Below are 25,738 nucleotides of genomic sequence, written 5' to 3' on the forward strand. Positions count from 1 at the left end.
GACCTAGCCGTTCTGCGGATCAATGGCTTTTTTATAGGGACTGTGTTCGTGCAGGGCGTCGGCATAGTCGTCCATCATGGCGGTTTCCTGCTCAAGGAACTCGGAGATGGCATTGGCATAGCGGGCGTCGCGTATCCAGTGGGCCGAGTGGGTGCGTGTCGGCAGCATGCCGCGCGACAATTTGTGCTCGCCCTGCGCGCCGCCCTCGAATCGCAGCAAACCTCTTGATATGCAGTATTCGATGGCCTGCATGTAGCAGGTTTCAAAGTGCAGTCCGGACACGAACTGCGTCGTGCCCCAGTAGCGCCCATACAAAGTGTCTTCGCTGCGGATGTTCAGGGCGCAGGCAACGGGCTCATTGCCGCGGCACGCCATGACAAGCAACAGGTTCTCGGGCATGCGTTCAAGCAGAAGCTCGAAGAAGCGCTGGCTAAGATACGGTGGATTGCCGTGTTCGAAGTAGGTGCGCGCATAGCATTCATAGAAGAACGCCAATGCCTCGCCGTCGATTTCGCGCCCTTCGAGCCAGCGAAAGTGCAGGCCGGCCTGCATCGATTTTTTTCTGTCCTGCTTGAGCTTCTTGCGGTGCTTCTGGTTGAGCCTGGAAAGGAATTCATCCAGGTCGCGATAGCCCTCGTTATGCCAATGGAACTGGATGTTCTCGCGAACCATGAAGCCGGCCTCTTCAAGTGCGGAAAGGTCGGCCGGCGTGGGGAACAGCACATGCAGGGACGAAAGCTCATTTTGCCGGGCCAGCGCAATGGCCTGGCGGGCGAGCAGCACGCGGTCGTGGTGGTCGCGGGCCAGCAGCCGGGGCCCCGGGACGGGAGTGAATGGAATGGCCGACAGCAGCTTGGGATAGTACTGCAGCCCATGCTGGGCGAATGCCCTGGCCCAGGCCATGTCGAACACATATTCGCCGCGCGAATGAAACTTGAGATACAGCGGCATTGCCGCGGCAAGCTCCTGGTTGCGATACAGGGCCAGGAAATGCGGCGACCAGCCGGTTTCGCGCGCGGCGCATCCGGTTTCTTGCAGCGCCAGAAGGAATTCGTGTCGTGCCAGCGGATGGCCTTCGGTCAGACTGTTCCAGTGTTCGGCGTTAATATCGCTGATATGTTCAACCAGAGCAAAGTGTTCGGACAAGGCGGCGACCAAAGCAAAAATGTGAATCGAAGAATACGCAGCCGCCCTTCCTGGGCAGCCCATCCAAGTGTAGTGATTTTCGAGCGGGGGTGCGAGCAATGAGCAATAGAATTCCAGTCACCGTAGTCACCGGCTTCCTGGGCAGCGGCAAGACGACACTGCTCAACCGGGTATTGTCGCCCGAGCGGGCCGACCCCGAAGCCGTACGCCGGATTGCGCTGCTGGTGAACGAAGTGGGCACCATAGGCATAGACCACGAACGTGTCAGGCACATCAGCGACAACGTCATCCTGCTCGAGTCGGGCTGTGTATGCTGTAGCGTGCGCGGCGACCTGGTCGAGGCCCTGCGCGAGCTGTTTCTGTCCGCCCTGCACAAGGAAATTCCGGCCTTTTCCCGCATTCTCATCGAAACCACCGGTCTGGCCGATCCTGCCGCGGTGATGCACACGCTCAAGTACGAGGGCTTTCTGCGCGACCGCTATGTCTATGCGGGCTGCATTACCGTGGCCGATTGCGTGCATGGTCAGGCCCACTTGCAGGACCACGCCCAGGCCTTGCAGCAAGTTGTGCAGGCCGATGCGGTGGTGCTCAGCAAAAGCGACCTGGTCCAGCCGGAGGCCAGGGACGCGTTGGCCGCAGCCATACTCGAGGTCAACGCGCAGGCACGCTTGTTCGATCAGCAGTCGCTGCCCGGGCTGGATGAATTGCTGGCGGCCGCAACGGTGGGCGAAGCCATCGGCCGCGACGCGGCAGGGCTGTTCTTGGAAAGAAGTCCTGGCGGCGGAAACCCCGCAGCTCGCAAATTTCTTCACGGCGCGGTCCAGGTCTTTACCCTGCCTGTCATGAACGACGTCTCCCATGCGGCTTTCAGCCGGGCCATGGGGCGCATACATGAGCTGCCGGGTATCGACCTGCTGCGGCTCAAGGGCCTGCTGCGTTTCCAGGGCGAAGGGCATTTCAGCGCGGTGCACGGCGTCCATCGCCAGCTCTATCCGGTCGAGCAGTTGCCAGATCTCCCGCAAGGCAGGGCAGAGGCGCTGCGGCCGGTCCTGGTCTTCATCGTGAACGGAAGCGGTGCGCCGGTTTTTTTGGCGCAGTTGCGTGACATTCTGGACGGCGAAGGTATCGAAACCGGCGCGCCGTTGTAAAAATAACGGTTTTCGCAGAGTAAAGATTGCAATATGAAGCGCGCAATGGTGTAATAAGACTTAGAAATCGCTAATATTTACGTCGTCGTGATTGAAGCCTTTCATGCCGTTCGCCAAGGGCGAACCTGCGAAGCTCTCCGACATTACCCGTTTCGATGCCGCCGTTTCTTGCGGATTGCGCCTCAGGCGGGTTTAAGCAAACCCAAAAAATAATTGACACCCGGCTTCGGATTCCAGTCCGGCCTAGCCAGGGTGGTTTTGATACCTTACGCTCATAGTGCCCAGCAAACCCGTAAATGGGTCCATGTGCCGACATTCTCGTCCGCCATGCCGGCAGCAAGTGCGTCATCAAAAAAGCTCTACGCTGAAAGCTATTTGGCCAATATGTTCTCGATAGGATGTGGTTCCTGTACACGCGCCGTCCCGCTGTCGCCGGCCGGCGTGGCGGTATCGCACGCGCTGCAGTGGGCCCTTCAAGGCAAGGCGGGGGCTTTTGCCGGGCGGCCCGCGTCGCAGGTGTCCGCGCAGGTGCTCGTATTGCGCATGTTTTGGTCGCGGGTGTCTTTGTCGCAGCCGTCTTTATTTCGTGTGTTTTTCTTGCAGCGTACCAAAACAAAAATGGGCCAAGTGCTTGTGCGCTTGACCCATCTTGAATTCTGGTTGCGGGGGCAGGATTTGAACCTACGACCTTCGGGTTATGAGCCCGACGAGCTGCCAGACTGCTCCACCCCGCGTCTGAGAAAAAGAATATTAACCCAATTATTCCTGCAATGCAAATTAGGCGGCCCGGGCTGCCATGCAACTTGATGACAGAATCAGAGATAATACGAGTACTCGAGGCGGCCCTGCTGTGCGCCGACGAACCCATGACGGTCGAGCAATTGGGCATGCTTTTCGGCGAATCCGCACCGGGTGGAAGCCCCATGCGCCAACACCTCGAAGCGCTTCAACAGGCCTGGGCCGACAAAGGTCTCGAGCTGGTTTGCCTTTCCAGCGGCTGGAGGTTTCAAAGCAGGCCCGAAATGCAGCGCTATCTCGAGCGCCTCAGCCCCGAGAAGCCGCCGCGCTATTCACGGGCTGTGCTCGAGACCCTTGCCATCATCGCCTGGCGTCAACCCGTTACCCGGGGCGACATCGAAGACATCCGCGGGGTCACGGTCTCGTCCCAGATCGTCAAGACCCTCGAAGAACGAGGCTGGATCGAGGTCCTTGGCCATCGCGACGCACCTGGCCGCCCCGCTTTGCTGGGCACCACCAGCCAGTTTCTCGACGACCTGGGCCTTAAGGCCCTGGACGAACTGCCCGAGCTCGAAACCCACGAGGGCGTCGCGGCCCTGGCGGGGTTGAATTTCGAAGAAGTGTCGCAGGCAATGGCTGAAACCTCTGGCGATGCAGAAGGCGCCGTTGCTGATGCAGCGAGCCCCGAAGGCGAAGCCGCTTCCGCGGCCAATGATACGGAAGCCGAGGCAGGGGCCGAGCCTGAGAGCGAAGCCGAAGCTTCGCCCGCGGCAATGGTTTCCGGGGCCGAGATTTCCGAGGCGGATCCAGCCTTCGCTGAAACGCCTGGCTCAAGTGCGGCCGGCAGGGCCGGCGAAATCGCCACGGGCGCTGAGGCCCTGGATGAAATCGCGGCCTCCGAGGCCCGGGTTGCGGGCGAGCCTGACGAAGACATGGCCGCAGAACAAGAATATGACGAAAAAGATTGATACGGAGCTTTTCTGACAATATGAATCAAGCAGAACATTCCGCCGCGACCGAGAACGAGTCGCAGGCAACCCCTGGTTCCGACGCCGCTGGCGCCGCCGAAGGCAAGCCTGGCGCGGGCCGGGGCAGGGGACGCAAGTTGCGTACTCCATTTCGCCGCCGCCGCGGCGACGCCGCCGCTGAGGCAGCCGCCCAGGGCGCCGAGGCGCCTGCGCCCGAGCCCGCCAGCCCCGCGCCGCGAGTCCAGCGCTCGCGGGGGGCGTCCAAGGCTGTGGCCGAAAAAGAAACCGAGCAGGCGCTGGCCTATCTCGACAAGGCGGCCAAGATGGAGCAGCGGCTGGGCAAGTATCTCAGCAGCGATGCTGTAACGCCCAAGCTGCACAAGGTGCTGGCCGACGCCGGCATCGGTTCGCGCCGCGAAATGGAAGAGCTCATCGTGGCGGGCCGGGTCTCGGTCAATGGCGAGCCCGCCCACATCGGGCAGCGGGTGGGGGCGCAGGACCAGGTCCGGGTCAATGGGCGGCTGATCACCCGTCCCAATGCCTCCAAGCCGCCGCGCATCATCCTGTACCACAAGCCGGCGGGCGAGATCGTCAGCCATGACGACCCGGCGGGACGCGCCACGGTGTTCGCGCGCCTGCCCAAGATCAAGGTGGGCAAGTGGCTGTCCGTCGGACGGCTCGACCTCAACACCGAAGGCCTGCTCATTCTTACGACCTCGGGCGACCTGGCGAACCGTCTCATGCATCCCCGCTACGGCGCCGAGCGCGAGTATGCGGTCAGGGTGCTGGGCGAACTGACGCCCGAGCAACAGGCCCGCCTGGTCGAAGGTGTAGAGCTTGATGACGGGCTGGCCAAGTTCGGCGTGCTCGAATACCTGGGGGGCGAGGGCAGCAACAAGTGGTATCGCGCCACCCTGCACGAGGGCCGCAACCGCGAAGTGCGGCGCATGTTCGAATCGGCCGGCGTAACCGTCAGCCGCCTCATCCGGACCCGTTTCGGCGAAGTCGTGCTGCCGCGCAATCTGCGCCGCGGACGCTGGGAAGAGCTCGACTCCACCCTGGTTACCGCCCTGATGGTCCAGTTGGGCCTTATCAATCCTGACGGCGAAGGTGGCGAGGGCCGACGGGGGCGCGGCAAGGCACGCCAGCCTGTGTCCAACGAGAACGCGCTGCCACCCGGCTTCGGCACCATGGAGCGCAACGGCCTGAATGGCGCCCGCATAAGCCGGCGCGGAAAGTTGGCGGGCGGGCGGCAGACCAAGGGCGCTCCCAACCAGTCCTTTCCTTCCGACCCCTACGGCACAGGCCTGATGTTCAGTGGCGGGCTGCCCAATGGGCACCCCGAGGCCGGCGCCAAGAAGCCCAAGGGGCGCCGCAAGGCGGCCCCGGCAGCCAAGGCGGCGCCAGGCGGCCAGGGGCAGGCGCCCGAAAAGCGGCGTACAGCCCCACGCAAGGGCAAGGCGGCTGCGGGCAAGGCCGCTCGGCCAGGCGAAGCCAAGGCCGGGGGCCGCGGCAAGGGCCAGGCTCGCGGCGACGACTGGCAGCCGCGCAGCGCATCGGCCCACGAGTCGCGGCTGGGCGTTATTGGCGGCCGCGGCCGCTAGATCGCCCGCTTTTAAGGTAAGTTCGCGAGAAACCACAAGCTTTTGCCCCTTTTCTGTTAGAATATAGGGCTTTACAGCTATATGTGTTTGCGGTGGTGGTTTGCTGCGATGGTTTGCCAATGAGGGCTTAGTGGCGCAGGCCGCTAGTGGTGCGACCCTCATGGTGCACCCTAGAGGCTCAGGCCTTTTGACGCGGTCTGAAAGACAACACTGAATATAGCGGCACATTTCTAGTGCACCCGGCGCCTTGCCCTTGTATCGGCAAGGCTCGTGGGGTGCAACAATAGTGGGCTGGATGACAGCCCTTTTTTTTTGAATTTATGGCAGATCTATTCGTACTGACGCAACAGGCCTTGGCAGGCATGGATGTCGAGCTCGTCGATGTCGAACGCGCACCCCTTGGGCTGCTGCGCGTCACCATAGACCGGGCCGACGGAGTACGCATAGAAGACTGCGAGCAGGTGTCGAAACAGCTCTCGCGCGTGTTTGAGGTCGAAAACATCGACTACAAGCGCCTTGAGGTCGGTTCGCCCGGGGTCGATCGTCCCCTCAAAAGCGTGGCCGACTTCCTTCGTTTTGCCGGCCAGCGCGTCGAAATCCGGCTGCGCCGGCCCGTCGACAACCGCAAGGTCTATTCAGGCATGCTGCATGCCCCCGAAGGCGCCGACGAACAGGCCTCCGCTCTCGAGTTCGGGCTCGAACTCGAGCCCGAGGGCAAGTCCGGCGAGGTCAAGGTATTGAACTTCACCTTCGACGATGTCGATCGTGCCAAATTGGATCCTGTTCTTGATTTCAAGGGTAAAAAGCGATGAGTCGCGAAATTCTTCTATTGGTTGACGCCCTGGCGCGTGAAAAAAATGTGGCGCGCGAAGTGGTGTTCGGCGCACTGGAAAACGCGCTGGCTTCCGCCATGAAAAAACGCTTCAAGGAAGAAGCCGATGTCCGCGTATCCATAGATCGCGAAACCGGTGCCCACGAGGGCTTCCGGCGCTGGCTGGTCGTGCCCGACGATGCGGGCCTGCAAGAGCCCGATCAGCAAGAGCTTTATTCCGACGCCCAAGAGATCGTGCCCGGCATCCAGGTGGGCGAGTACATCGAAGAGCCGCTCGAGCCCGAAGAATTCGGCCGGATCGGCGCCCAGGCGGCCAAGCAGGCCATCCTGCAGCGCATTCGCGACGCCGAGCGCGAGCAGGTGCTCAACGACTTCCTCGAGCGTGGCGAGACCATCGTCTCGGGCTCGGTCAAGCGCATGGACAAGGGCGATGTCATCATCGAAACGGGCAAGATCGAGGCCCGCCTGCCGCGCAGCGAGATGATTCCCAAAGAAAACATCCGCGTGGGCGACCGCATTCGCGCCTGGGTGTACAAGGTCGATCACACGGCCCGCGGCCAGCAGGTCATTCTGTCGCGCACCGCGCCCGAGTTCATTCGCCAGCTGTTCGAAAACGAAGTGCCCGAGATCGAGCAGGGCCTGCTCGAGATCAAGGCGGCCGCGCGCGACCCCGGCGTGCGGGCCAAGATCGCCGTCGTGGCCTACGACAAGCGCATCGACCCCATCGGCACCTGCGTGGGCATGCGGGGTTCGCGCGTTACCGCCGTGCGCAACGAGCTGGGCGGCGAGCAGGTCGACATCGTCCTGTGGTCCGACGACCCGGCCGAGTTCGTCATCGGCGCGCTGGCGCCTGCCCACGTCGACTCCATCGTGGTCGACGAAGACAAGCACGCCATGGATGTCGTGGTCGATTCCGAGAACCTGCCCAAGGCCATCGGCGCCCGCGGACAGAACGTGCGCCTGGCGTCCGAGCTGACCGGCTGGCAGATCAACATCATGACGCCCGAAGAAAGCCAGAATCGCCAGGAGGAAGAGCGCTCCGAGCTTCGCCAGGCCTTCATCACCCGGCTGGACGTCGACGAAGAGGTTGCCGACATCCTCATCGACGAAGGCTTTACCGGCCTCGAAGAAATCGCCTACGTGCCCATCCAAGAGCTGCTCGAAATCGACGCCTTCGACGAAGACACGGTCAACGAGCTGCGTGCCCGGGCACGCAATGCGCTGCTTACCGAAGCCATTGCCCAGGAAGAGCAGGTGCAAAAGGTCGACCCGGCGGTGCTCGAGCTCGAAGGCATGACGCCCGATCTCGCCGTAAAGCTGGGCGAGCACAACATCTATACCCTGGACGACCTGGCCGAGCTTGCCACCGACGAGCTTTCGGAAATCACCCAGTTGGACGAAGAAGCGGCCAGCGCCCTCATCATGAAGGCGCGGGCGCATTGGTTCGGCGACGAAGCATGAGTGTGATCATGCAAGACTAAGCCGCCAATTCATTGAAAACGCAGTTGTAAGTAAGAGAGAGTCGAATGTCGAGTAACACCGTCGCCCAGTTCGCAGTCGAGCTGAAAATGCCTGCCAACGTGCTGCTTGAGCAGTTGCGTGCCGCTGGCGTTGAACTCCAGTCGGTTGACGATGGGGTCACCGACGCAGACAAGGCGAAGCTGCTCGAGTCCCTCCGGCGCGCCCATGGGGCCTCCGAAGGACAGAAGATCACGCTCACCCGCCGTCAGACCTCCGAGATCCGCCAGGCCGACAGTTCGGGCCGTTCGCGCACCATCCAGGTCGAGGTGCGCAAGAAGCGCGTGTTCGTCAAGCGCGATCCGGCCGAACTTCTGGCCGAAGCCGCCAAGGCAGAGGCTGCCAAGGCCGAACTCGAACAAGCCGAGCTGCCCGCCGAGATCGAAGCGCCGGCCGAGCAGGCCAGCCCGTCGGCCGAAGCGCCTGCCGCGGCGATCGAAAGCGCCGCCCAGGCCAGCGAGGCCCCGGCCGCGAAGCAGGCCGCCGAGCCCGTGCCCGAAGCGCCCGAAGCCGCGCAGGCCCCCGACGTACAGGCCGAGCCTCAGGCTGTCGAGCCCGAAGCCGCCAAGGCCGAGCCGGTTCAGGCCGCAGAGCCCGAACAGACGCCTGCCGAGCCGGCAGAAGCCGCCGCGCCCGAGGCGTCCGAGCCCGAGCATGCAGAGCCCGAAGCCGAGGTCGGCGAAGCCGCCCCCGAGGCCGTGGCCGACGAGCCGGCCGAAACCGCCGAAGCCCAGCCGGAGCCTGCCCAGGCAGCATCACAGGAAGACGACCGCTCTGCGCGCGACGAAGACCGCGAGCGCGCACGCCGTGCCGCCGAGGCCGAGGCAGCAGCCTTGCGCCAGATGCTCAGCCGTCCGCGCAAGGTGCTCAAGGCGCCCGAGCCCGAGCAGCCCGGCCTGTCGGGCACTTTGCACAAGCCCGCCGGCAAAGGGGCGGCCAAGAAAGACGCCAAGGCCGGTGAAGTCAAGAAAACCGTCAAGGGTTCCGAGGTCTCCACGGCCTGGAGCGACGACAGCGGCCGCAAGAAGCCCTCTGCGCGCGCCGATGCGGCGCCGTCCAGCCCCAGCCGCGACGGCTGGCGGGCTGGAGGCAAGTCCGGCAAGGGTTCCCGCGGCGGACGCAACAAGCAGGCCCAGGTCGAGCGCAAAGAGCCTCAGGTCGCCGAGTTCATCGCCCGCGAAGTGCACGTGCCCGAGACCATCACGGTGGCCGATCTCGCCCACAAGATGTCGGTCAAGGCGGCCGAGGTCATCAAGCATCTCATGAAGCTGGGCCAGATGGTTACTATCAACCAGGTGCTTGACCAGGAAACGGCCATGATCGTGGTCGAAGAACTCGGCCACACCGCCATTGCAGCCAAGCTCGACGACCCCGAGGCCTTCCTCGACGTCGCCGAAAGCGAGCTGGGCGAAGTCGAGGCCCTGCCGCGCGCGCCGGTCGTAACCGTCATGGGCCACGTCGACCACGGCAAGACCTCGCTGCTCGACTATATCCGCCGCGCCAAGGTTGCGTCCGGCGAAGCGGGCGGCATTACGCAGCACATCGGCGCCTATAGCGTCAAGACCGACCGCGGCGTCGTCACCTTCCTCGACACCCCGGGCCACGAAGCGTTTACCGCCATGCGGGCGCGGGGCGCCAAGGCGACCGACATCGTCATTCTGGTGGTGGCCGCCGACGACGGCGTCATGCCGCAAACCAAAGAGGCCATCCACCACGCCAAGGCCGCGGGTGTGCCGCTGGTCGTGGCCATCAACAAGATAGACAAGCCCGAAGCCAATTCCGAGCGGGTCAAGCAAGAGCTCGTGGCCGAAGAGGTCGTGCCCGAGGAATACGGCGGCGACGTGCCTTTTGTGCCGGTATCGGCCAAAACAGGCCAGGGCATCGACGATCTGCTCGAGAACGTATTGCTGCAGGCCGAAATGCTCGAGCTCACCGCCCCGATCGATGCGCCCGCCAAGGGCATCGTCATCGAGGCAAGGCTCGACAAGGGCCGCGGCCCCGTGGCCACCATTCTGGTGCAAAGCGGCACGCTGTCGCGCGGCGACGCCGTGCTGGCCGGCGCCAGCTTCGGCCGTGTGCGCGCCATGCTCAACGAGAACGGCAAGCCGGTCAACAGCGCCGGCCCCGCCACCCCGGTCGAAATCCAGGGCCTTACCGAAGTCCCCGCGGCGGGCGACGAGGTCATTGCCATGGCCGATGAACGCAAGGCGCGCGAAATCGCGCTGTTCCGCCAGGGCAAGTTCCGCGACGTCAAGCTGGCGCGCCAGCAGGCGGCCAAGCTCGAGTCCATGTTCGACAACATCGGCGAGGGCACGCAAACGCTGGCGCTCATAGTCAAGACCGACGTGCAGGGTTCGCAAGAGGCTCTGGTGCAGTCGCTGCTCAAGCTGTCCACCGACGAAGTCCGCGTCCAGGTGGTGCACGCGGCGGTGGGCGGCATTTCCGAAAGCGACGTCAACCTGGCCATCGCCTCGCATGCCGTCATCATCGGCTTCAACGTACGCGCCGAGCAAAGCGCCAAGAAGCTTGCCGAAAGCAATGGCATCGACCTGCGCTACTACAACATCATCTATGACGCCATCGACGATGTGCGCAACGCGATGTCCGGCATGCTGGCGCCCGAGAAGCGTGAAGAAGTCATCGGCATGGTCGAGATCCGCGAGGTGTTCAGCGTGTCGCGCATCGGCAATATCGCCGGCTGCATGGTCACCGACGGCGTCGTTCGCCGCGACTCGCAGGTTCGCCTGCTGCGCAATCACGTCGTGCACTGGACAGGCCACATCGATTCCCTGCGCCGCTTCAAGGACGACGTCAAAGAGGTCAAGTCGGGCTTCGACTGCGGTATCACCCTCAAGGGCAACAACGATATCGAAGTCGGCGACCAGCTTGAAATCTTCGAAATCAAAGAGTTTGCGCGGGCGCTGTAAAAATGGGTCGACACAAGTCCAAACCGAATCCGGGCCGCAATACGCGGCTGGCCGACCAGATCCAGAAGGATCTGGCCGGCCTCATCCAGCGCGAAATAGACATCTCGCGTGCCGGTTTGGTCACCCTTACCGGCGTGGATCTGTCGGCCGACTACGCCCATGCCAAGGTTCACTTCACGGTCATGGGCGCCGAGCCCGAGGCCGCCCAGGCGGCGCTGAACGAAAAGGCCGGATGGCTGCATTCGCTGCTGTTCAAGATGCTGCACATCCATACCGTGCCCACATTGCACTTCGTCCATGATGCGCAGCTGGTGCGGGGCATCGAGCTCTCGCGCCTTATCGACGAGGCGAACCGGCCGCAAAGCTATTCCGCTTCCGAGCCGGCCGAACCCGAGGACCCCGACGAGCGCTCCTGATGGAGCCGTCGTTGCTGTTCAAAGAGAGACGAGACGATGGCTTCCCGACGCGGGCAGATGCTCGATGGTGTCTTGTTGCTGGACAAACCCGAAGGCTTGTCGAGTAATCACGCCCTGCAAAGGGCCAAGCGGGCGCTCGATGCCCGCAAGGCCGGGCACACCGGTACGCTCGACCCCTTTGCGACCGGCCTGCTGGTTTGCTGTCTGGGCCGGGCCACCAAGATTTCGTCGGCCATGCTCGAGGCCGACAAGGTCTATGAAGCCACCGTGCGCCTGGGCGAGGAAACCGATTCGGGCGATCTGACAGGCCATATTGTGTTTCAAGAGCCGTCCGACGCCGAGCCTGTCGCACAATCGCGGTTCGAGGCGGTGCTGGAGCAGTTCCGCGGGCCCATCGAGCAGATCCCGCCCATGCATTCGGCGCTCAAGCGCGACGGCAAGCCGCTGTACGAGTATGCGCGGCAGGGCATCGAGCTCGAGCGCCCGCCCCGGCAGGTGACGATATATCGCCTGGAGCTCCTAAGTTTCGACGGCCGTGATGCACGTGTTTTGGTGCATTGCAGCAAAGGTACTTACATCCGTACCCTGGCACAGGACATCGGCCGCGCGCTGGGTTGCGGCGCCCATCTTGCCGCCTTGCGGCGCACCCAGGTCGGGCCGTTCCGGCTCGACGACGGGGTGGGCCTGGAGACGCTGCAGCAAATGTCCGAACCCCAATCCGTGCTGATCGCGCCCCAGGACCTGCCCCCTGGCTTGTGGCCGGAAAATCTCAAATCAAAGGATCAACTATGAAACGCGCTTTGCGCAATGTAGCCATCATCGCCCACGTCGATCATGGCAAGACTACCCTGGTGGACCAGTTGCTTCGCCAATCGGGCACCTTCCGCGAGAACGAGCAGGTGTCCGAACGGGTGATGGACTCGGGGGACATCGAGAAAGAGCGCGGCATCACCATCTTGTCCAAGAACTGTGCGGTCGAGTACGAAGGTACTCACATCAACATCATCGATACCCCGGGCCACGCCGACTTCGGCGGCGAGGTCGAGCGCGTGCTGTCGATGGTGGACGGGGTGTTGCTGCTGGTGGACGCGGTAGAGGGCCCCATGCCCCAGACCCGCTTCGTAACCCGCAAGGCGCTGGCGCTGGGGCTCAAGCCCATCGTGGTGGTCAACAAGATCGACCGCCAGGGCGCGCGCCCCGACTACGTGATCAACGCCACCTTCGACCTGTTCGACAAGCTGGGCGCTACCGAAGAGCAGCTTGATTTCCCCATTATCTATGCTTCGGGGCTGTCGGGCTTTGCCGGCCTGACCGACGATGTGCGCAGCGGCGACATGCGACCGCTGTTCGACGCCGTACTCAAGTATGTTCCCCAGCGTGAAGACGACGCCGAGGCGCCCCTGCAGCTGCAGATCATCTCGCTGGACTACAACAGCTACGTCGGCAAGATCGGCATCGGCCGGGTCAATCGCGGGCGGGTGCGCGCCGGCCAGGACGTTACTGTCCAGTTTGGCCCCGAAGGCGCGCCATTCAAGGGCCGCATCAACCAGGTACAGCAGTTCAAGGGCCTTGACCGTCAACTGGTCGACGAGGCCGAGGCGGGCGACATCGTGCTGATCAACGGCATCGAAGACATTGGCATCGGCTGCACGCTCATGGACCCTGCGGCTCCCGAACCCCTGCCCATGCTGCGCATCGACGAGCCCACGCTGACCATGAACTTCATGGTGAACTCTTCGCCGCTGGCAGGGCGCGAGGGCAAGTTCGTGACCAGCCGCCAGCTGCGCGACCGCCTCGAGCGCGAGCTGAAATCCAATGTGGCGCTGCGCGTCAACCCCACGGCCGACGACATGGTCTTCGAGGTGCGGGGCCGCGGCGAGCTGCACCTGACCATCCTCATCGAAAACATGCGCCGCGAGGGCTATGAGCTGGCGGTTTCGCGTCCCCAGGTACTGCTCAAGGAAATCGACGGCGTACGCCACGAGCCCTACGAGCTGCTTACCGTCGACGTCGAAGAAGGGCACCAGGGCTCGGTCATGGAAGAACTGGGCCGGCGCAAGGGCGATCTGCTGGACATGCAGTCGGACGGGCGCGGACGCACCCGCCTCGAATACCGCATTCCGGCGCGCGGGCTGATTGGCTTCCAGGGCGAGTTCCTGACGCTTACCCGCGGCACGGGCCTGATGAGCCACATTTTCGACGATTACGCCCCCATGCGCGAAGGCGGCGTGGGCGAGCGCCGCAATGGGGTGCTGATCAGCCAGGACGACGGGGCCGCGGTGGCCTATGCGCTGTGGAAGCTGCAGGACCGCGGGCGCATGTTCGTGAGCCCGGGCGAGGCGCTGTACGAGGGCATGATCATTGGCATCCACAGCCGCGACAACGACCTGGTCGTGAACCCGATCAAAGAGAAGAAGCTCACCAATATCCGCACTACCAGCAAGGACGAGCACATCGATCTGGTTCCACCCATCCGCTTGACGCTGGAATATGCGGTGGAGTTCATCTCGGATGACGAACTGGTCGAAGTGACGCCCAAATCGATACGCCTGCGCAAGCGCCACCTGCAGGAGCACGAGCGACGCCGCGCCATGCGCGAAGGCGCTTGAGTCGCTGAAAGCGCTGCGATTCCGCAGAAAAAATGGCACGGCTTGCGAGTCGTGCCATTTTTTTATCGTAGGGCTGCGCTTTCCGGATAGCAAAGGGCGCTTGCGGGATAGCCGCCGCGCTTCAGCTGTCCATAATGGTCTGTAAACAATCCTTAATCAAAAAACAGCCCGTTCCACCGTAACGGGAAAGGAGACAGACCATGGACGGAATCAAGGACAAGGTGGCCATCGTCACCGGCGGCGCGACCATCATCGGCGCGGCCGTTGCCGCGGCACTGCATGCGGGCGGCGCGCGGGTGGTCATTGCCGATATCGATAAAGAGGGCGGTGAGCGCGTGGCGGCCGGCCTGGGCGAGGGCGCACGCTTCATCGCCACCGACATCACCGACGACGCGCAGATCGAGGCCTGCGTGTCAGGCACCGTTGCAGCGCACGGCGGCGTGGATATTCTCGTAAACCTGGCCTGCAGCTATGTCGACGACGGCCTGGAATCGACCCGCCAGGACTGGAACCAGAGCCTGGCCGTGAACGTGGTGGGCGCTGTGATGATGAGCAAGGCATGTCGGCCCCACATGATCGCCCGGGGCGGCGGCGCCATCGTGAACTTCAGCAGCATCAGCGCCAAGGTCGCCCAGACGGGCCGTTGGCTGTATCCCGTGGGCAAGGCCGCGGTCGCGCAACTGACGCGCAGCATGGCCATGGACCTGGCCGGCGACGGCATACGGGTGAACTCGGTGTCGCCGGGCTGGACCTGGTCGCGGGTCATGGACGAGCTGTCGCAGGGCAATCGCGCCAAGACCGACAAGGTGGCCGCGCCCTTCCACATGCTGGGCAGGGTGGGCGACCCCGAAGAGGTGGCCCAGGGCGTGGTCTTCCTGTGTTCGGCCCAGGCGTCCTTCATTACCGGCGCCGACCTGCCCATCGACGGCGGCTACAGCGCCATGGGGCCCGAGCAGGGAGTTCCCGCCATTCCGCTGCTTGCGCAGTAGGCGTCGTCCTTGCCCTGCATGGGCCACGGCATCCCCGGCCAAGGCCGGTGGACACATAAAAGAAATCAGGAGACAGACATGAAGATCGCGATCATAGGCGCAGGTTTCGGGGGCCTGGCTTCGGCCAAGGTATTGTCGCAGTTCGGCCACGAGGTGACCCTGTTCGAGAAGGCGCCCGACGTAGGCGGCGTGTGGAGCGCCACGCGGCGCTATCCGGGCCTGCGCACCCAGAACAACAAGGGCACGTACTGCTATACCGATTTTCCCATGCCGGCGTCCTACCCCGAATGGCCTTCGGGCGCCCAGGTGCAGCAGTACCTTGAAGACTACGCACGTCATTTCGACCTTAACGGCTCCATACGCCTGAACACCGAGGTAATGTCCGCTGAACCCACCGCCCGCGACGGGTGGCGCCTGACCCTGCGCAATGCGCAGACGGGTGAAACAAGCGATCACGAGACCGACACTTTGGTGGTGGCCAACGGCATCTTCTCCGAACCTTTCATTCCTCCGTATGAGGGCCGCGAGGCTTTCGAGGCTGCCGGCGGACGCCTGTGCGCGACGTCCGACTTCCGCGACCTGGAGCAGGCGCGCGGCAAGCATGTGTTGGTGGTGGGCTACGGCAAGTCGTCCTGCGACGTGGCGGCGGCCGTGGGCGAGGTGGCCATGTCCACCAAGGTGATCGCCCGCGAGCTTTTGTGGAAAATGCCGCGCAAGATCATGAATGTGCTCAACTACAAGTACCTGATGCTGACCCGCATGGGCGAGGGCCTGTTTCCGTACATCGAGCAGCGGGGCTTCGAGCGCTTCCTGCACGGGCCCGGCAAGGGCGTGCGAGACAGCATGATCAAGTCGCTGCAGTCGGTCGCAACGCGCCAGTTGAAGCTCGAGAAGCTGGGCCTCGTGCCCGAAGGCACCTTCGACCGCATCGCCCGCAGCACGGTCAGCCTGGCTACCGACAGCCTGTATCGCCAGGTCGAAGAGGGGCGCAGCGAAGTGGTGCGCGACTGCGAGATCGTCCGCCTGGGCCAGGACCGGGGGCAGCCGATAGCCGAACTGAGCGACGGCCGCAAGGTGCCCGCCGAAATCGTGATCTGCGGCACCGGGTTCAAGCAGGTGGTGCCCTTCTTTTCAGAGGCGCTGCAGCAGAGGCTGACCGATGACGAAGGCAACTTCATGCTGTACCGCCAGATCCAGCCCCTGGAGATTCCCAACCTGTTCTTCTGCGGCTATAACTCGTCGTTCTACAGCCCCCTGAGCGCCGAGGTGGCCGCCTTGTGGATCGCGGCCTATACGATGGGGGAAATAAGCCTTCCGCCGCTCGAAGAAAGGCGTACCCATGTGCGCAAGCGCCTGCGCTGGATGCAGGAGCGCACCGAGGGCAAGCATGCGCGCGGCACCAACATCATTCCGTTCTCGATGCACAACATCGACGAAATGCTGAATGAAATGGGCCTTAACGTATCGGCATTCACGCGCTTCAAGCAGTGGCTGCTGCCCACCAATGCCAACGATTATCGGTCAGTGACGCGGGTGCTGTTGAAGCGCCAGCGGATGCGGGGCCGGACGGCTGAACAGCACGCTCCCGACCTGCGTGGGCGATCGGCTGTTTGAGGCCTTGTGACGGTGGCGGCAAAGGCGGGCTCAGCAAGAGCGGGGCGCCGCCGTCTGGGTTGGGGTTTCGCCGAATTGCCTGCGATAGGCCTGGGTGAAGTGTCCCAGATGGGTGAAGCCGGCCTCGAGCGCCACGCGCGTGATGCTGACGGGTTCGGCATGGGCACGGGCTCGCAGCAGCCGCTCGTGGACCTTCTGCAGGCGCACCAGGCGCAAGAAGCTCATGGGCGACATGCCTTTGTGCTGCTGGAAGCCCTTGTGCAGGCTGCGGGCGCTGATGGCGGCGTGGCCGGCCAGGGCCTCGATGGTGATGGGCTGGGCATAGTGAGCCAGGATGTAGTCTTCGGCGCGCTGCACGTAATGGCTGGGAGGCGCCTGTACGGGCTGGGCCAGGGCTTCGGTGTAGTTGTGCGGGTGCTGGGCCAGCAGCGTGGCCACCAGCAGCTGCTCGACTTGCTGCCCTATAAGGGCGTGGCCCGCCGCCTCGTCGGCAAAGGCCGACGAGGCGAGAAACTGCACCAGGGACTGCCAGGCCGCGCCTTGCGGGCTGCGAAGGTTCATGCCCAGCTGGAATTCGATGGGACGGGGCAGGGCGTGCCCCAATTGGGCGCCGCAGGCCGCCTCGAGCGCCGCGCGTTCGAGGCGGATGATGAGCTGGTCGCACTGGCCTTGCCAGCGCATGTGCAGCGGCAGCGAAGGGGTAAGCACCGAGGCGGTGTGCGGCCCCGAAGTGATCTGTTGGTCGCCGCAGCGGATCTGGGCGCTGCCCCGCATGGGCATCTGCACCAGCAGGAAGTCGCCGAGGCAGTCGGGCTCTATGCTGACGTCGGCCCCGTAGCAAAGCCGGTTGATCGAGGCCTTGCCCAACGGAAGATGGTCCATGAAGGCATCGAGCTTCTGGCGCCTGCCAAGCACGTCGAGATCGTGGGGCTTGAAGACCCTGCTGACGGTGCTGCGGGTTTCGTCGAGGTCGTGCGAATGAAAGAGGCGAAGCGCAAGGGCATCGCGGGGTGCGATGGGGGGTGGGGACGGCAAGTTCATGGAAGCAGACCTCCAGGGAACGGTCGCACCATACGGACCAAGGGCGCGTAAACGCGCAGATGACTGCACGGATTATTTAAGTTTAAACTAAGTATCGATAAAAACCATACATAAAAACCCCGGGGGCGCCGATTGCAAAGCACCCTTATCCTTATCCTACAAAATCTATGACGGAGACCGCAATGAGCACAAACACCTCTAATTTCATCGACCTCATGGCCAAGGGCGATTTCAAGGTCATCGACCTGACCCATACGCTTTCGCCCGATTTCCCGCCTTTGCAGCTGCCACCCCAATTCGGTCAGGTCAGTGCCTTCAAGATGGAAACCATCTCGCAGTACAACGATGCGGGTCCCGCCTGGTACTGGAACAACTTCACCTGTGGCGAGCACACCGGCACCCACTTCGATGCGCCCGTGCACTGGATTTCCGGCAAAGACCTGCCCCATAACTCAGTCGACACCATCGACCCGGGCAATTTCATCGCGCCCGCCGTGGTGGTCGACGCCACCGAGCAGGTCAGCCAGAACGAAGACTGGGTATTGACGCCCGATTTCCTCAAGGCCTGGGAGGCCGAGCACGGCCGCATCCCCGAGGGCAACTGGGTGCTGTTTCGTACCGGCTGGTCCAAGCGGCTGAGCGACCCCGCCTCTTACGTGAACGTGCGCGAAGACGGCGCCCATACGCCCGGACCCAGCCAGGAAGCGGTCGAATGGCTGATCAAAGAGCGCAACGTCCACGGTTTCGGCGTCGAGACCATCAATACCGATGCGGGACAGGCCTTCGGCTGGCCCGTGCCCTATCCCTGCCATACGCTCATGCACGGCGCGGGCAAGTATGGGCTGCAATGCCTGAACAATCTCGACCAGCTTCCGGCCACCGGGGCGGTCATCATTGCCGCGCCGCTGAAGATCCAGGCGGGCTCGGGCAGCCCCCTGCGCGTCCTGGCCCTGGTTCCCTAAGCCGCGGTACGGCGCCGATAAAAACAAAGGAGATCGCATGAACAAGACCGAAGCCCAGATCATCGTAGTCGGCAGCGGCATGAACTCGCTGGTCTGCGCTGCGCTGCTCGCCAAACGGGGCAAGTCGGTGCTGGTGCTTGAACGCAACGACAGGGCAGGGGGGTGCATACGCACCGAAGAGCTCTTTCCCGGCTTCCAGCACGAGGTCTTGTCCTCTTGGTACCCCTTGTTCATGGGCGGCGCCGCCTATCCCGAACTCAAGGACGACCTGGCGAGCCTGGGGGTCGAGTTCGTATCCAATGGTTACACCACCGGCGTGGCCCTGCCCGACGGCCGCACGCTTGCCCTGCGCCAGGACATCGACGATGCCGTGCGCCGCATCGAGGCCGTGGCCCCGGGCGACGGCCAGGCCTTTGGCGCCATGGCGGGCCAGCTGTTCGGCAAGGATGCCGCGCTTACCTTCGGCCTGCTGGGCAACTCTCCGTACGACTGGAAAACGGGCCGCCTGCTGTTCTCGGAATGGCGCAAGCGCGGCAACGACGGCTTGCTGGGTTTTGCCGCCGAATCGCTCGAAAGCTTCCGGCGCTGGGGGCAGCGCACCCTTTCGTCCGATCTTAGTCGCGCCATGATCAGCCCCTGGGTGCTGCACACCGGCCTGGGCCCCGACGACGCCACTTCGGCACTGATCGGCAAGCTTACCTTTGCGGCCGTGGTGGCGGGCGGCATGCCCGTGGTCAAGGGCGGCAGTCAGAAGCTGGTGCAAGCCATGCAGGCGCTGATCGAGCGCCATGGCGGGCAGGTGCTTACCGGCGTCGATGTCACCGAGGTGATCATATCGGGCGATCGCGCCACGGGCGTCAAGGCCGGCGGCACCACCTATACCGCCTCGCAGGCCGTTGTGTGCAACGTTACCCCGCCCCAGCTGTATGGCCGCCTGCTGCCCCAGGCGCCCGAGGCGGTGCGCGGCCGTGCCCAGGCCTACGCCTTCGGGCGGGGCTGCATGCAGATCCATTTCGCCCTGAACGGCCCCGCACCCTGGCGCGATCCCGAAATGCTCAAGGTGCCCCTGGTCCACCTGGCCGACAGCATGGAATCCGTCTGCATGTCGGTCACCGAGGCCAATAACGGCCTGCTGCCGCGCACGCCCACCGTGGCCGTGGGACAGCCCGTTGCGGTCGATCCCTCGCGGGCGCCCGAGGGCAAATGGATACTATGGCTGCAACTGCAAGAAATGCCTTCGCACCTGAAGGGCGATGCGGCGGGCCAGATCGAAGTGCCGCCAGACGGCCAGTGGAACGACGCCGTGCGCGAGGCCATGGCCGACCGCGTGCAGGCCCGCCTCGAAACCGTGCTGCCCGGGCTTTCAAGCCTCGTCATCGGGCGCCGCGCATACTCTCCGGGCGATCTTCAGGCCATGAACTGCAATCTGGTCGGGGGCGACCCTTATTCGGGCATATGCTCGCCCGACCAGTTCTTCTGGCTGCGGCCGTTTGCCGGCGCCAACGGGGCCAAGGCGCATAAAACACCCTACAAGAACGTATTCCATATCGGCGCCTCGACCCACCCCGGTCCCGGCCTGGGCGGTGGTTCGGGCTATCTGGTTGCCCAGGCGCTGACGCGCAAATAGTTTTTTATTCGGTGGGAAGCACAGCGCCGCGGCCCAGGTGCTCGGCGTAATCAGAGCAGAAGGCCTCGATATGCTGCATGACCTCGTCGACATCGTCGCTGATGGTGACCAGCTCGAGGTCGTTGGGGCCGATAAGCTTGTGGGTAAGCAGTTGCTGCCTCATCCAGTCGAACAGCCCGTTCCAGAACTCGACGCCCATCAGCACGATGGGTGCGGGCGGAACCTTGCGCGTCTGCACCAGCGTCATGACCTCGAAGAGTTCGTCGAGCGTCCCGAAGCCGCCCGGCATGGCAATATAGGCCGCGCTGTGCATGAAGAAGGTGGCCTTGCGCGAATAGAAGTATTCGAACTGCAGGCTATGGGTCTGGTAGCGGTTGTTGGTGGTCTCGCGGGGCAGGCTGATGTTCAGGCCTATACTGGTGCCTCCGGCGGTGAAGGCGCCCTTGTTGGCGGCCTCCATGATGCCCGGGCCGCCCCCGGCAATAACCGGCAGGCCCGCCTGGGCCAGGCGCTGGCCCAGTTGTTCGGACAATGCGTAGTAGGGCGAATCGGGCTTGATGCGGGCGCTGCCAAAAATGCTGACACCCCAGCCCACCTGCTGCAGCGTGTCGGCGGCGGCCTGCATCTCTGACATAATCTCGGGAATCTGCTTTGCCGCCGATGCGCGCACTATTTTATTTACTGTCATGAAAAAAACCTTGTTGCTTGTTGATGGGTCCAGCTATCTCTACCGCGCCTATCACGCCTTGCCCGACCTGCGTAACGCAAAGGGAGAGCCAACCGGTGCCCTTTATGGTGTCGTTTCCATGTTACGTAGACTGCTTCAGGATTACAAGGCGGACTACGCGGCATGTGTGTTCGACGCCAAAGGCGGCACATTTCGTGACGATATTTATCCTTTGTACAAGGGTCATCGCCCCGACATGCCCGACGACCTTCGGGCCCAGATCGAGCCCATACACAAGATCGTGGCGGCCCTGGGCTGGCCGGTGCTGGCGGTGTCGGGCGTAGAGGCCGACGACATCATCGGCACGCTGGCGCGGCGCGCCGCCGCGCTGGACGTGCGCACGGTGATCTCGACCGGCGATAAAGACCTGGCCCAGTTGGTGAACGAAGACGTGCAGCTTGTGAACACCATGAGCGGAGAAACGTTGGACGTAGAGGGCGTGATACGCAAGTTCGGCGTTCGGCCCGACCAGATCATCGACTACCTCATGTTAACAGGCGACACGGTCGACAATATCCCCGGGGTCGAGAAGGTGGGCCCCAAGACAGCCGCCAAGTGGCTCAATGCCTACGGCACGCTGGACAACCTCGTGGCGCACGCGGACGAAATCAAGGGCGTGGCGGGCAACAACCTGCGCAAGGCGATTCCCGATTTCGGCATGACCCGGCAACTGGTCACCATCAAGCTCGATTGCGAAATTCCCTTCTTCGATGACGAAGGGCTTGCAGACCTGGTTCCCAAAGAGCCCGACCGGCAGTCCCTCATGGCCCTGTACGACGAGTACGGCTTTCGCACCTGGTTGCGCGAGCTCAGCGGAGACGAGCAGCGCATCCCCGAGCAGGACGCGCGCATCGCCCCCGAGCTGCCCCAGGCGCCGGCCGAGGTAGAGTACGAAACCGTGCAAGACCTCGATACGCTGCAAGCCTGGCTCGAGCGCCTGCGCAGTGCGGACCTGGTCGCCCTCGACACCGAGACCACTTCCCTGGATCCCATGCAGGCGCGCATCGTCGGCCTTTCGCTTGCCGTCGAGCCGGGCAAGGCCTGCTATGTGCCCCTGTCACATCGCGGGCCCGACGCCCCCAGCCAGCTTTCCATGGACGAAGTCTGGAACTGCCTGCGGCCCTGGCTCGAAGACCCCAAGGCCGCCAAGCTGCTGCACAACGCCAAGTACGACACGCATATCTTCAGCAACGAGGGCATCACGCTGGCCGGCATCACCGAAGACACCATGCTGCAGTCCTACGTGCTCGAGTCGCATCGGCGGGTCAACATGCAAGAGCTTGCCCAGCGCTGGCTGGGCCTTACCGGAGTCACCTACGAAGAGCTCTGCGGCAAGGGTGCAAAGCAGATCTGCTTCGACGAGGTCGAGCTGGCCAAGGCGTCCATCTACGCCTGCGAAGACGCCGACTACACGCTGCGCCTGCACCAGGTCTTGCGGCCCATGGTGGCGGCCGAGCCCGGCTTCGAGCACATCTACCAGCTTGAAATGCAGGTTTCGGGCGTACTGACCACCATCGAGCGTAACGGCGTCAAGATAGACGTGCCGGCCCTCAAGGCCCAAAGCCACGAACTGGGCCAGCAAATGCTGCGGCTCGAGCAGAAGGCGCACGAGCTTGCGGGCCAGCCCTTCAACCTGAATTCGCCCAAGCAACTGGGCGAAATCCTGTTCCAGCGCATGCAGCTGCCCGTCGTGCGCAAGACGGCCGGCGGCGCACCTTCCACCGACGAAGATGTGCTGACCAAGCTGGCGCGCGATTATCCGCTGCCCCAGGCGCTGCTGGAATACCGCGGCCTGTCAAAGCTCAAGTCCACCTATACCGACAAGCTTCCGCGCATGGTCGATCCCGATACGGGGCGTGTGCATACCCGTTACGCGCAGGCGGCCGTCATCACCGGGCGGCTTGCCTCGTCCGACCCCAATTTGCAGAACATTCCGGTGCGCACCGCAGAGGGCCGCCGGGTGCGCAGCGCCTTCGTGCCCGAGCGCGGCAAGCTGGCCTCGGCCGACTATTCGCAGGTCGAGCTGCGTGTCATGGCCCACATGTCGGCAGACGAAAACCTGCAAAGCGCTTTTGCCCGCGGCGAAGACATTCACATGGCCACGGCGGCCGAAGTCTTCGGCGTGCCCCTTGCCGAGGTTTCCGCCGAGCAGCGCCGCGCCGCCAAGGCGATCAACTTCGGCCTGATATACGGCATGGGCGAATTCGGCCTGGCGTCCAACCTGGGCATTACGCGCGATGCCGCGCGCTCATACATCGACCGCTATTTTGCGCGCTATCCGGGCGTGGCTTCGTACATGGAGCAGACCAAGCTCAAGGCGCGCGAACAGGGCTATGTCGAAACCGTGTTCGGGCGCCGCCTGTGGCTGCCCGACATACGCGGTGCCAAGGGCCCGCGGCTTGCGGGCGCCGAGCGGGCGGCCATCAACGCCCCCGTGCAGGGCACCGCCGCCGACCTGATTAAAATGGCCATGGTGGCCGTGCAGCGCTGGATCGACGCCGAGCAGCTTGGCACAACCATCATCATGCAGGTGCACGACGAGCTGGTGCTCGAGGTGCCCGATACCGAAGTCGAGCTCGTCACCGCCCGACTGCCCGGCCTGATGTGCGACGTGGCCGAGCTTGCGGTGCCGCTGGTGGCCGAAGTGGGCGTGGGCGACAACTGGGAACAGGCCCACTAGGACCTGTTAACACTAAAAGGACAGCCGCACTGGCCGGCAAAGGCCAGGCGGGCTAGGCCAAACGTATTTTCAAAGGAGGTTGCCGATGTCTTTTTCACCCATTACGGGCCAAGCCGAGACCACCATCCACACGCCGGCCGAAGGCCTGGACGAGGGCTCTTTCAAGCTGCCGACGTTCGATGGCACCATCGATGCCTATTATGCGCGGCCGAAGAACCAGGCCAATGCGCCGGTCGTGCTGGTCATCCAAGAGATCTTCGGCCTGCACGAACACATACGCGACGTATGCCGGCGTTTTGCGAACGAGGGCTACTTTGCCGTGTCGGCCGAACTCTATCAGCGCCAGGGCGATCCCAACGCATACAGCGCCATACCCGATCTGGTCGCCAACATCGTTTCCAAGGTGTCCGACGAGCAGGTGCTGGCCGACCTCGACGCCTGCGCCAAATGGGCGGGCGAGCGGGGCGGCGATGCCTCGCGCCTGGGCGTCACGGGTTTTTGCTGGGGCGGACGCCTTACCTGGATGTACATGGAGCACAACCCTGCCGCCAAGGCCGGCGTGGCCTGGTACGGCAAACTGGCCACCGGGCACGGTCCGCTGCAAAAGCGCAATCCGGTCGATGTCGCCCAAACGCTCAAGGGCCCCGTGCTGGGCTTGTATGGGGGGCAAGACGCCAGCATTCCGCTGGACGACGTGCGCCGCATGGAGGCCGAGCTGGCCAAGGGCAACGAGGCCGCCCGGGCTTCCCGTATCGTCGTGTACCCTGATTCGGGGCACGCCTTCTATGCCGACTACCGCCCCAGCTACCGCGAGGCCGACGCCAAGGTCGGTTGGGCCAAGGCGCTGGAGTGGTTCAAGACCCACCTCTGATCCGGTCCGCAGGCGGTCTGTGCCCCTGGTCTCTCCGGGGAGCCAGCCGAAAGTCAAAAAAGCTGCCTTCGGGCAGCTTTTTTGACGCCGGGCCGCACCGAGGCTCGGCACCCTCGACCAAATGCTGTCCCCGGGGGGGCAGCAAGCAGGCGTCAGGCTGCGCGGCGTAGGGGCTTTCTTGACGCCGGCAGGCGAGAGTACAGGGGCCGGTTTGAGGCCTCCTCGTGTGTCAGGCCGAGGGCGAGGCTTGCTGCAGTGCCTGGATGCGAACTTCGATGGGCGGATGAGTGGCGAACAGGGCGCCGATGGATCGGCCGCCCGAGATGCCCGCGGCCTCGAAGTTCTTGGGCAGTTCGCCGGCCTGTACGCCGCCCAGGCGGGCCAGGGCGCGTATCATGGGCTCGCGCGCGCCCAGCAGCTTGGCCGAGCCCGCATCGGCGCGAAATTCGCGCTGGCGCGAGAACCAGGCCACGATGATGGAGGCCAGGATGCCGAACACTATCTCACAGACGATGACGGTGACGAAGTAGCCGATGCCCACGCCGTCGCGGTCGTTCTTGAGCACCGCGCGGTCGACAAAGTACCCCACGACCCGCGCCAGGAAGATCACGAATGTATTGACCACGCCTTGTATGAGCGTAAGCGTGATCATGTCGCCGTTGGCAACGTGAGCCACTTCGTGGCCCAGCACGGCGGCCACTTCTTCTTCGGTCATGCTTTGCAGCAGCCCGGTGGATACGGCCACCAGGGCATTGTTCTTGAATGCGCCGGTGGCGAAGGCATTGGGCGCCCCTTCGTAGATGGCGACTTCGGGGTGGCCGATGCCGGCGCGGTCAGCCAACTGGTGGACGGTGTCGACCAGCCAGCGCTCGCGCGAATTGGCGGGCGCCTGGGGATCGATGACGCGCGCGCCGGTGCTGCGCTTGGCCATCCATTTGCTCATCAGCAGCGAAATGATCGAGCCCGTGAAGCCGACCAGAGCCGAGAAGATCAGCAGCTGGCCGAGATCCATGCCGTTTTCGGTAAGAAAGCGCCCGACCCCGAAGATGCTCATGGTGACGCTCAACACGACCAGGACGGCGAGGTTGGTCATCAGAAATAGGAATATGCGTTTCATGGGCTGTATCCTGTGCGAACTGTAGTTTTGGAGTTGTCTGGGATTATATGGAGACAGCGCGTGCGACTTAAAGTGCCCGCCGAGAAGAAAACTTAAATAAACGCAGCCGAGCCAAACGCCCCGCGGGCCGGCTTCTCCTGGGATACCTGGCCGCCGTCTTGCCCGCCGCGGCCGGCACGGCTGCCAATATGCCGGCGCGTCGCA

Annotated in this window: 19 protein-coding genes and 1 tRNA gene; 15 read left to right on the forward strand and 5 right to left on the reverse strand. The window is 63.7% G+C overall.

From position 1 onward, the window contains the following. Positions 1-3 precede the first annotated feature (3 nt). Positions 4-1,158 (reverse strand): GNAT family N-acetyltransferase, encoded by a 1,155-nt coding sequence (locus C7440_RS17705; RefSeq protein ID WP_017524242.1) that lies wholly within the window; start codon positions 1,156-1,158, stop codon positions 4-6. Positions 1,159-1,244: 86 nt separating this feature from the next. On the opposite strand from C7440_RS17705, the gene C7440_RS17710 reads away from it, so the two are divergent. Next, entirely contained in the window at positions 1,245-2,294 is a 1,050-nt protein-coding gene (locus C7440_RS17710; RefSeq protein ID WP_017524243.1) for a CobW family GTP-binding protein, read from the forward strand. A gap of 657 nt (positions 2,295-2,951) precedes the next feature. Here the strand turns inward: C7440_RS17710 and C7440_RS17715 are convergent. Beyond that, positions 2,952-3,028 (reverse strand) — tRNA-Met (locus tag C7440_RS17715). Positions 3,029-3,160: 132 nt separating this feature from the next. Between C7440_RS17715 and scpB the strand changes: the two genes are divergently transcribed. The 10 genes from scpB (at position 3,161) to C7440_RS17765 (ending at position 16,509) form a co-directional block, all read left to right on the forward strand. Next, positions 3,161-4,000 (forward strand): SMC-Scp complex subunit ScpB, encoded by an 840-nt coding sequence (gene scpB, locus C7440_RS17720; RefSeq protein ID WP_371743494.1) that lies wholly within the window; start codon positions 3,161-3,163, stop codon positions 3,998-4,000. 20 nt (positions 4,001-4,020) lie between these two features. Beyond that, positions 4,021-5,604: a pseudouridine synthase gene (locus C7440_RS17725; RefSeq protein ID WP_116519404.1), complete on the forward strand. Its 1,584-nt coding sequence runs from the start codon at positions 4,021-4,023 to the stop codon at positions 5,602-5,604. A gap of 320 nt (positions 5,605-5,924) precedes the next feature. Further along, positions 5,925-6,416: a ribosome maturation factor RimP gene (rimP, locus tag C7440_RS17730; RefSeq protein WP_116519405.1), complete on the forward strand. Its 492-nt coding sequence runs from the start codon at positions 5,925-5,927 to the stop codon at positions 6,414-6,416. Next, a complete protein-coding gene (nusA, locus tag C7440_RS17735) occupies positions 6,413-7,897 on the forward strand; it encodes a transcription termination factor NusA (RefSeq protein ID WP_017524247.1) in 1,485 nt (494 codons plus the stop codon). Before rimP ends, nusA begins: the two co-directional genes overlap by 4 nt. Before the next feature lie 65 nt (positions 7,898-7,962). Further along, positions 7,963-10,881, forward strand: a complete 2,919-nt coding sequence (gene infB / locus C7440_RS17740) for a translation initiation factor IF-2 (protein WP_116519406.1) — start codon at positions 7,963-7,965, stop codon at positions 10,879-10,881. A gap of 2 nt (positions 10,882-10,883) precedes the next feature. Continuing rightward, positions 10,884-11,297, forward strand: a complete 414-nt coding sequence (gene rbfA, locus C7440_RS17745; protein ID WP_017524249.1) for a 30S ribosome-binding factor RbfA — start codon at positions 10,884-10,886, stop codon at positions 11,295-11,297. A gap of 36 nt (positions 11,298-11,333) precedes the next feature. Further along, a complete protein-coding gene (gene truB / locus C7440_RS17750; RefSeq protein ID WP_116519407.1) occupies positions 11,334-12,089 on the forward strand; it encodes a tRNA pseudouridine(55) synthase TruB in 756 nt (251 codons plus the stop codon). Further along, positions 12,086-13,906: a translational GTPase TypA gene (typA, locus tag C7440_RS17755; protein ID WP_017524251.1), complete on the forward strand. Its 1,821-nt coding sequence runs from the start codon at positions 12,086-12,088 to the stop codon at positions 13,904-13,906. Before truB ends, typA begins: the two co-directional genes overlap by 4 nt. A gap of 200 nt (positions 13,907-14,106) precedes the next feature. Then, entirely contained in the window at positions 14,107-14,895 is a 789-nt protein-coding gene (locus C7440_RS17760) for an SDR family oxidoreductase (RefSeq protein WP_116519408.1), read from the forward strand. Positions 14,896-14,973: 78 nt separating this feature from the next. Beyond that, a complete protein-coding gene (locus tag C7440_RS17765; RefSeq protein WP_116519409.1) occupies positions 14,974-16,509 on the forward strand; it encodes a flavin-containing monooxygenase in 1,536 nt (511 codons plus the stop codon). A gap of 30 nt (positions 16,510-16,539) precedes the next feature. On the opposite strand, the gene C7440_RS17770 is transcribed toward C7440_RS17765, so the two are convergent. Then, positions 16,540-17,550, reverse strand: a complete 1,011-nt coding sequence (locus C7440_RS17770; protein ID WP_116519410.1) for an AraC family transcriptional regulator — start codon at positions 17,548-17,550, stop codon at positions 16,540-16,542. 182 nt (positions 17,551-17,732) lie between these two features. Here C7440_RS17770 and C7440_RS17775 point away from each other — a divergent pair, with 182 nt between their 5' ends. Beyond that, positions 17,733-18,512: a cyclase family protein gene (locus C7440_RS17775; RefSeq protein ID WP_017524255.1), complete on the forward strand. Its 780-nt coding sequence runs from the start codon at positions 17,733-17,735 to the stop codon at positions 18,510-18,512. Positions 18,513-18,549: 37 nt separating this feature from the next. After that, positions 18,550-20,139: a phytoene desaturase family protein gene (locus C7440_RS17780; protein ID WP_116519411.1), complete on the forward strand. Its 1,590-nt coding sequence runs from the start codon at positions 18,550-18,552 to the stop codon at positions 20,137-20,139. A 4-nt stretch (positions 20,140-20,143) separates the two neighbouring features. Here the strand turns inward: C7440_RS17780 and C7440_RS17785 are convergent, their stop codons facing one another. After that, positions 20,144-20,827 (reverse strand): LOG family protein, encoded by a 684-nt coding sequence (locus tag C7440_RS17785; RefSeq protein WP_040548911.1) that lies wholly within the window; start codon positions 20,825-20,827, stop codon positions 20,144-20,146. Between C7440_RS17785 and polA the strand changes: the two genes are divergently transcribed. After that, positions 20,826-23,546, forward strand: coding sequence for a DNA polymerase I (gene polA / locus C7440_RS17790; protein ID WP_116519412.1), 2,721 nt, complete (start codon positions 20,826-20,828; stop codon positions 23,544-23,546). The genes C7440_RS17785 and polA overlap by 2 nt on opposite strands. Before the next feature lie 85 nt (positions 23,547-23,631). Next, positions 23,632-24,417 (forward strand): dienelactone hydrolase family protein, encoded by a 786-nt coding sequence (locus C7440_RS17795; RefSeq protein ID WP_116519413.1) that lies wholly within the window; start codon positions 23,632-23,634, stop codon positions 24,415-24,417. A gap of 229 nt (positions 24,418-24,646) precedes the next feature. Here C7440_RS17795 and htpX read toward each other — a convergent pair whose 3' ends face one another. Beyond that, positions 24,647-25,534: a protease HtpX gene (gene htpX, locus C7440_RS17800; protein WP_116519414.1), complete on the reverse strand. Its 888-nt coding sequence runs from the start codon at positions 25,532-25,534 to the stop codon at positions 24,647-24,649. Positions 25,535-25,738 lie beyond the last annotated feature (204 nt).

The sequence above is a fragment of the Pusillimonas noertemannii genome (assembly GCF_003096595.1).
In the GTDB taxonomy this organism is placed as follows: domain Bacteria; phylum Pseudomonadota; class Gammaproteobacteria; order Burkholderiales; family Burkholderiaceae_B; genus Pusillimonas; species Pusillimonas noertemannii.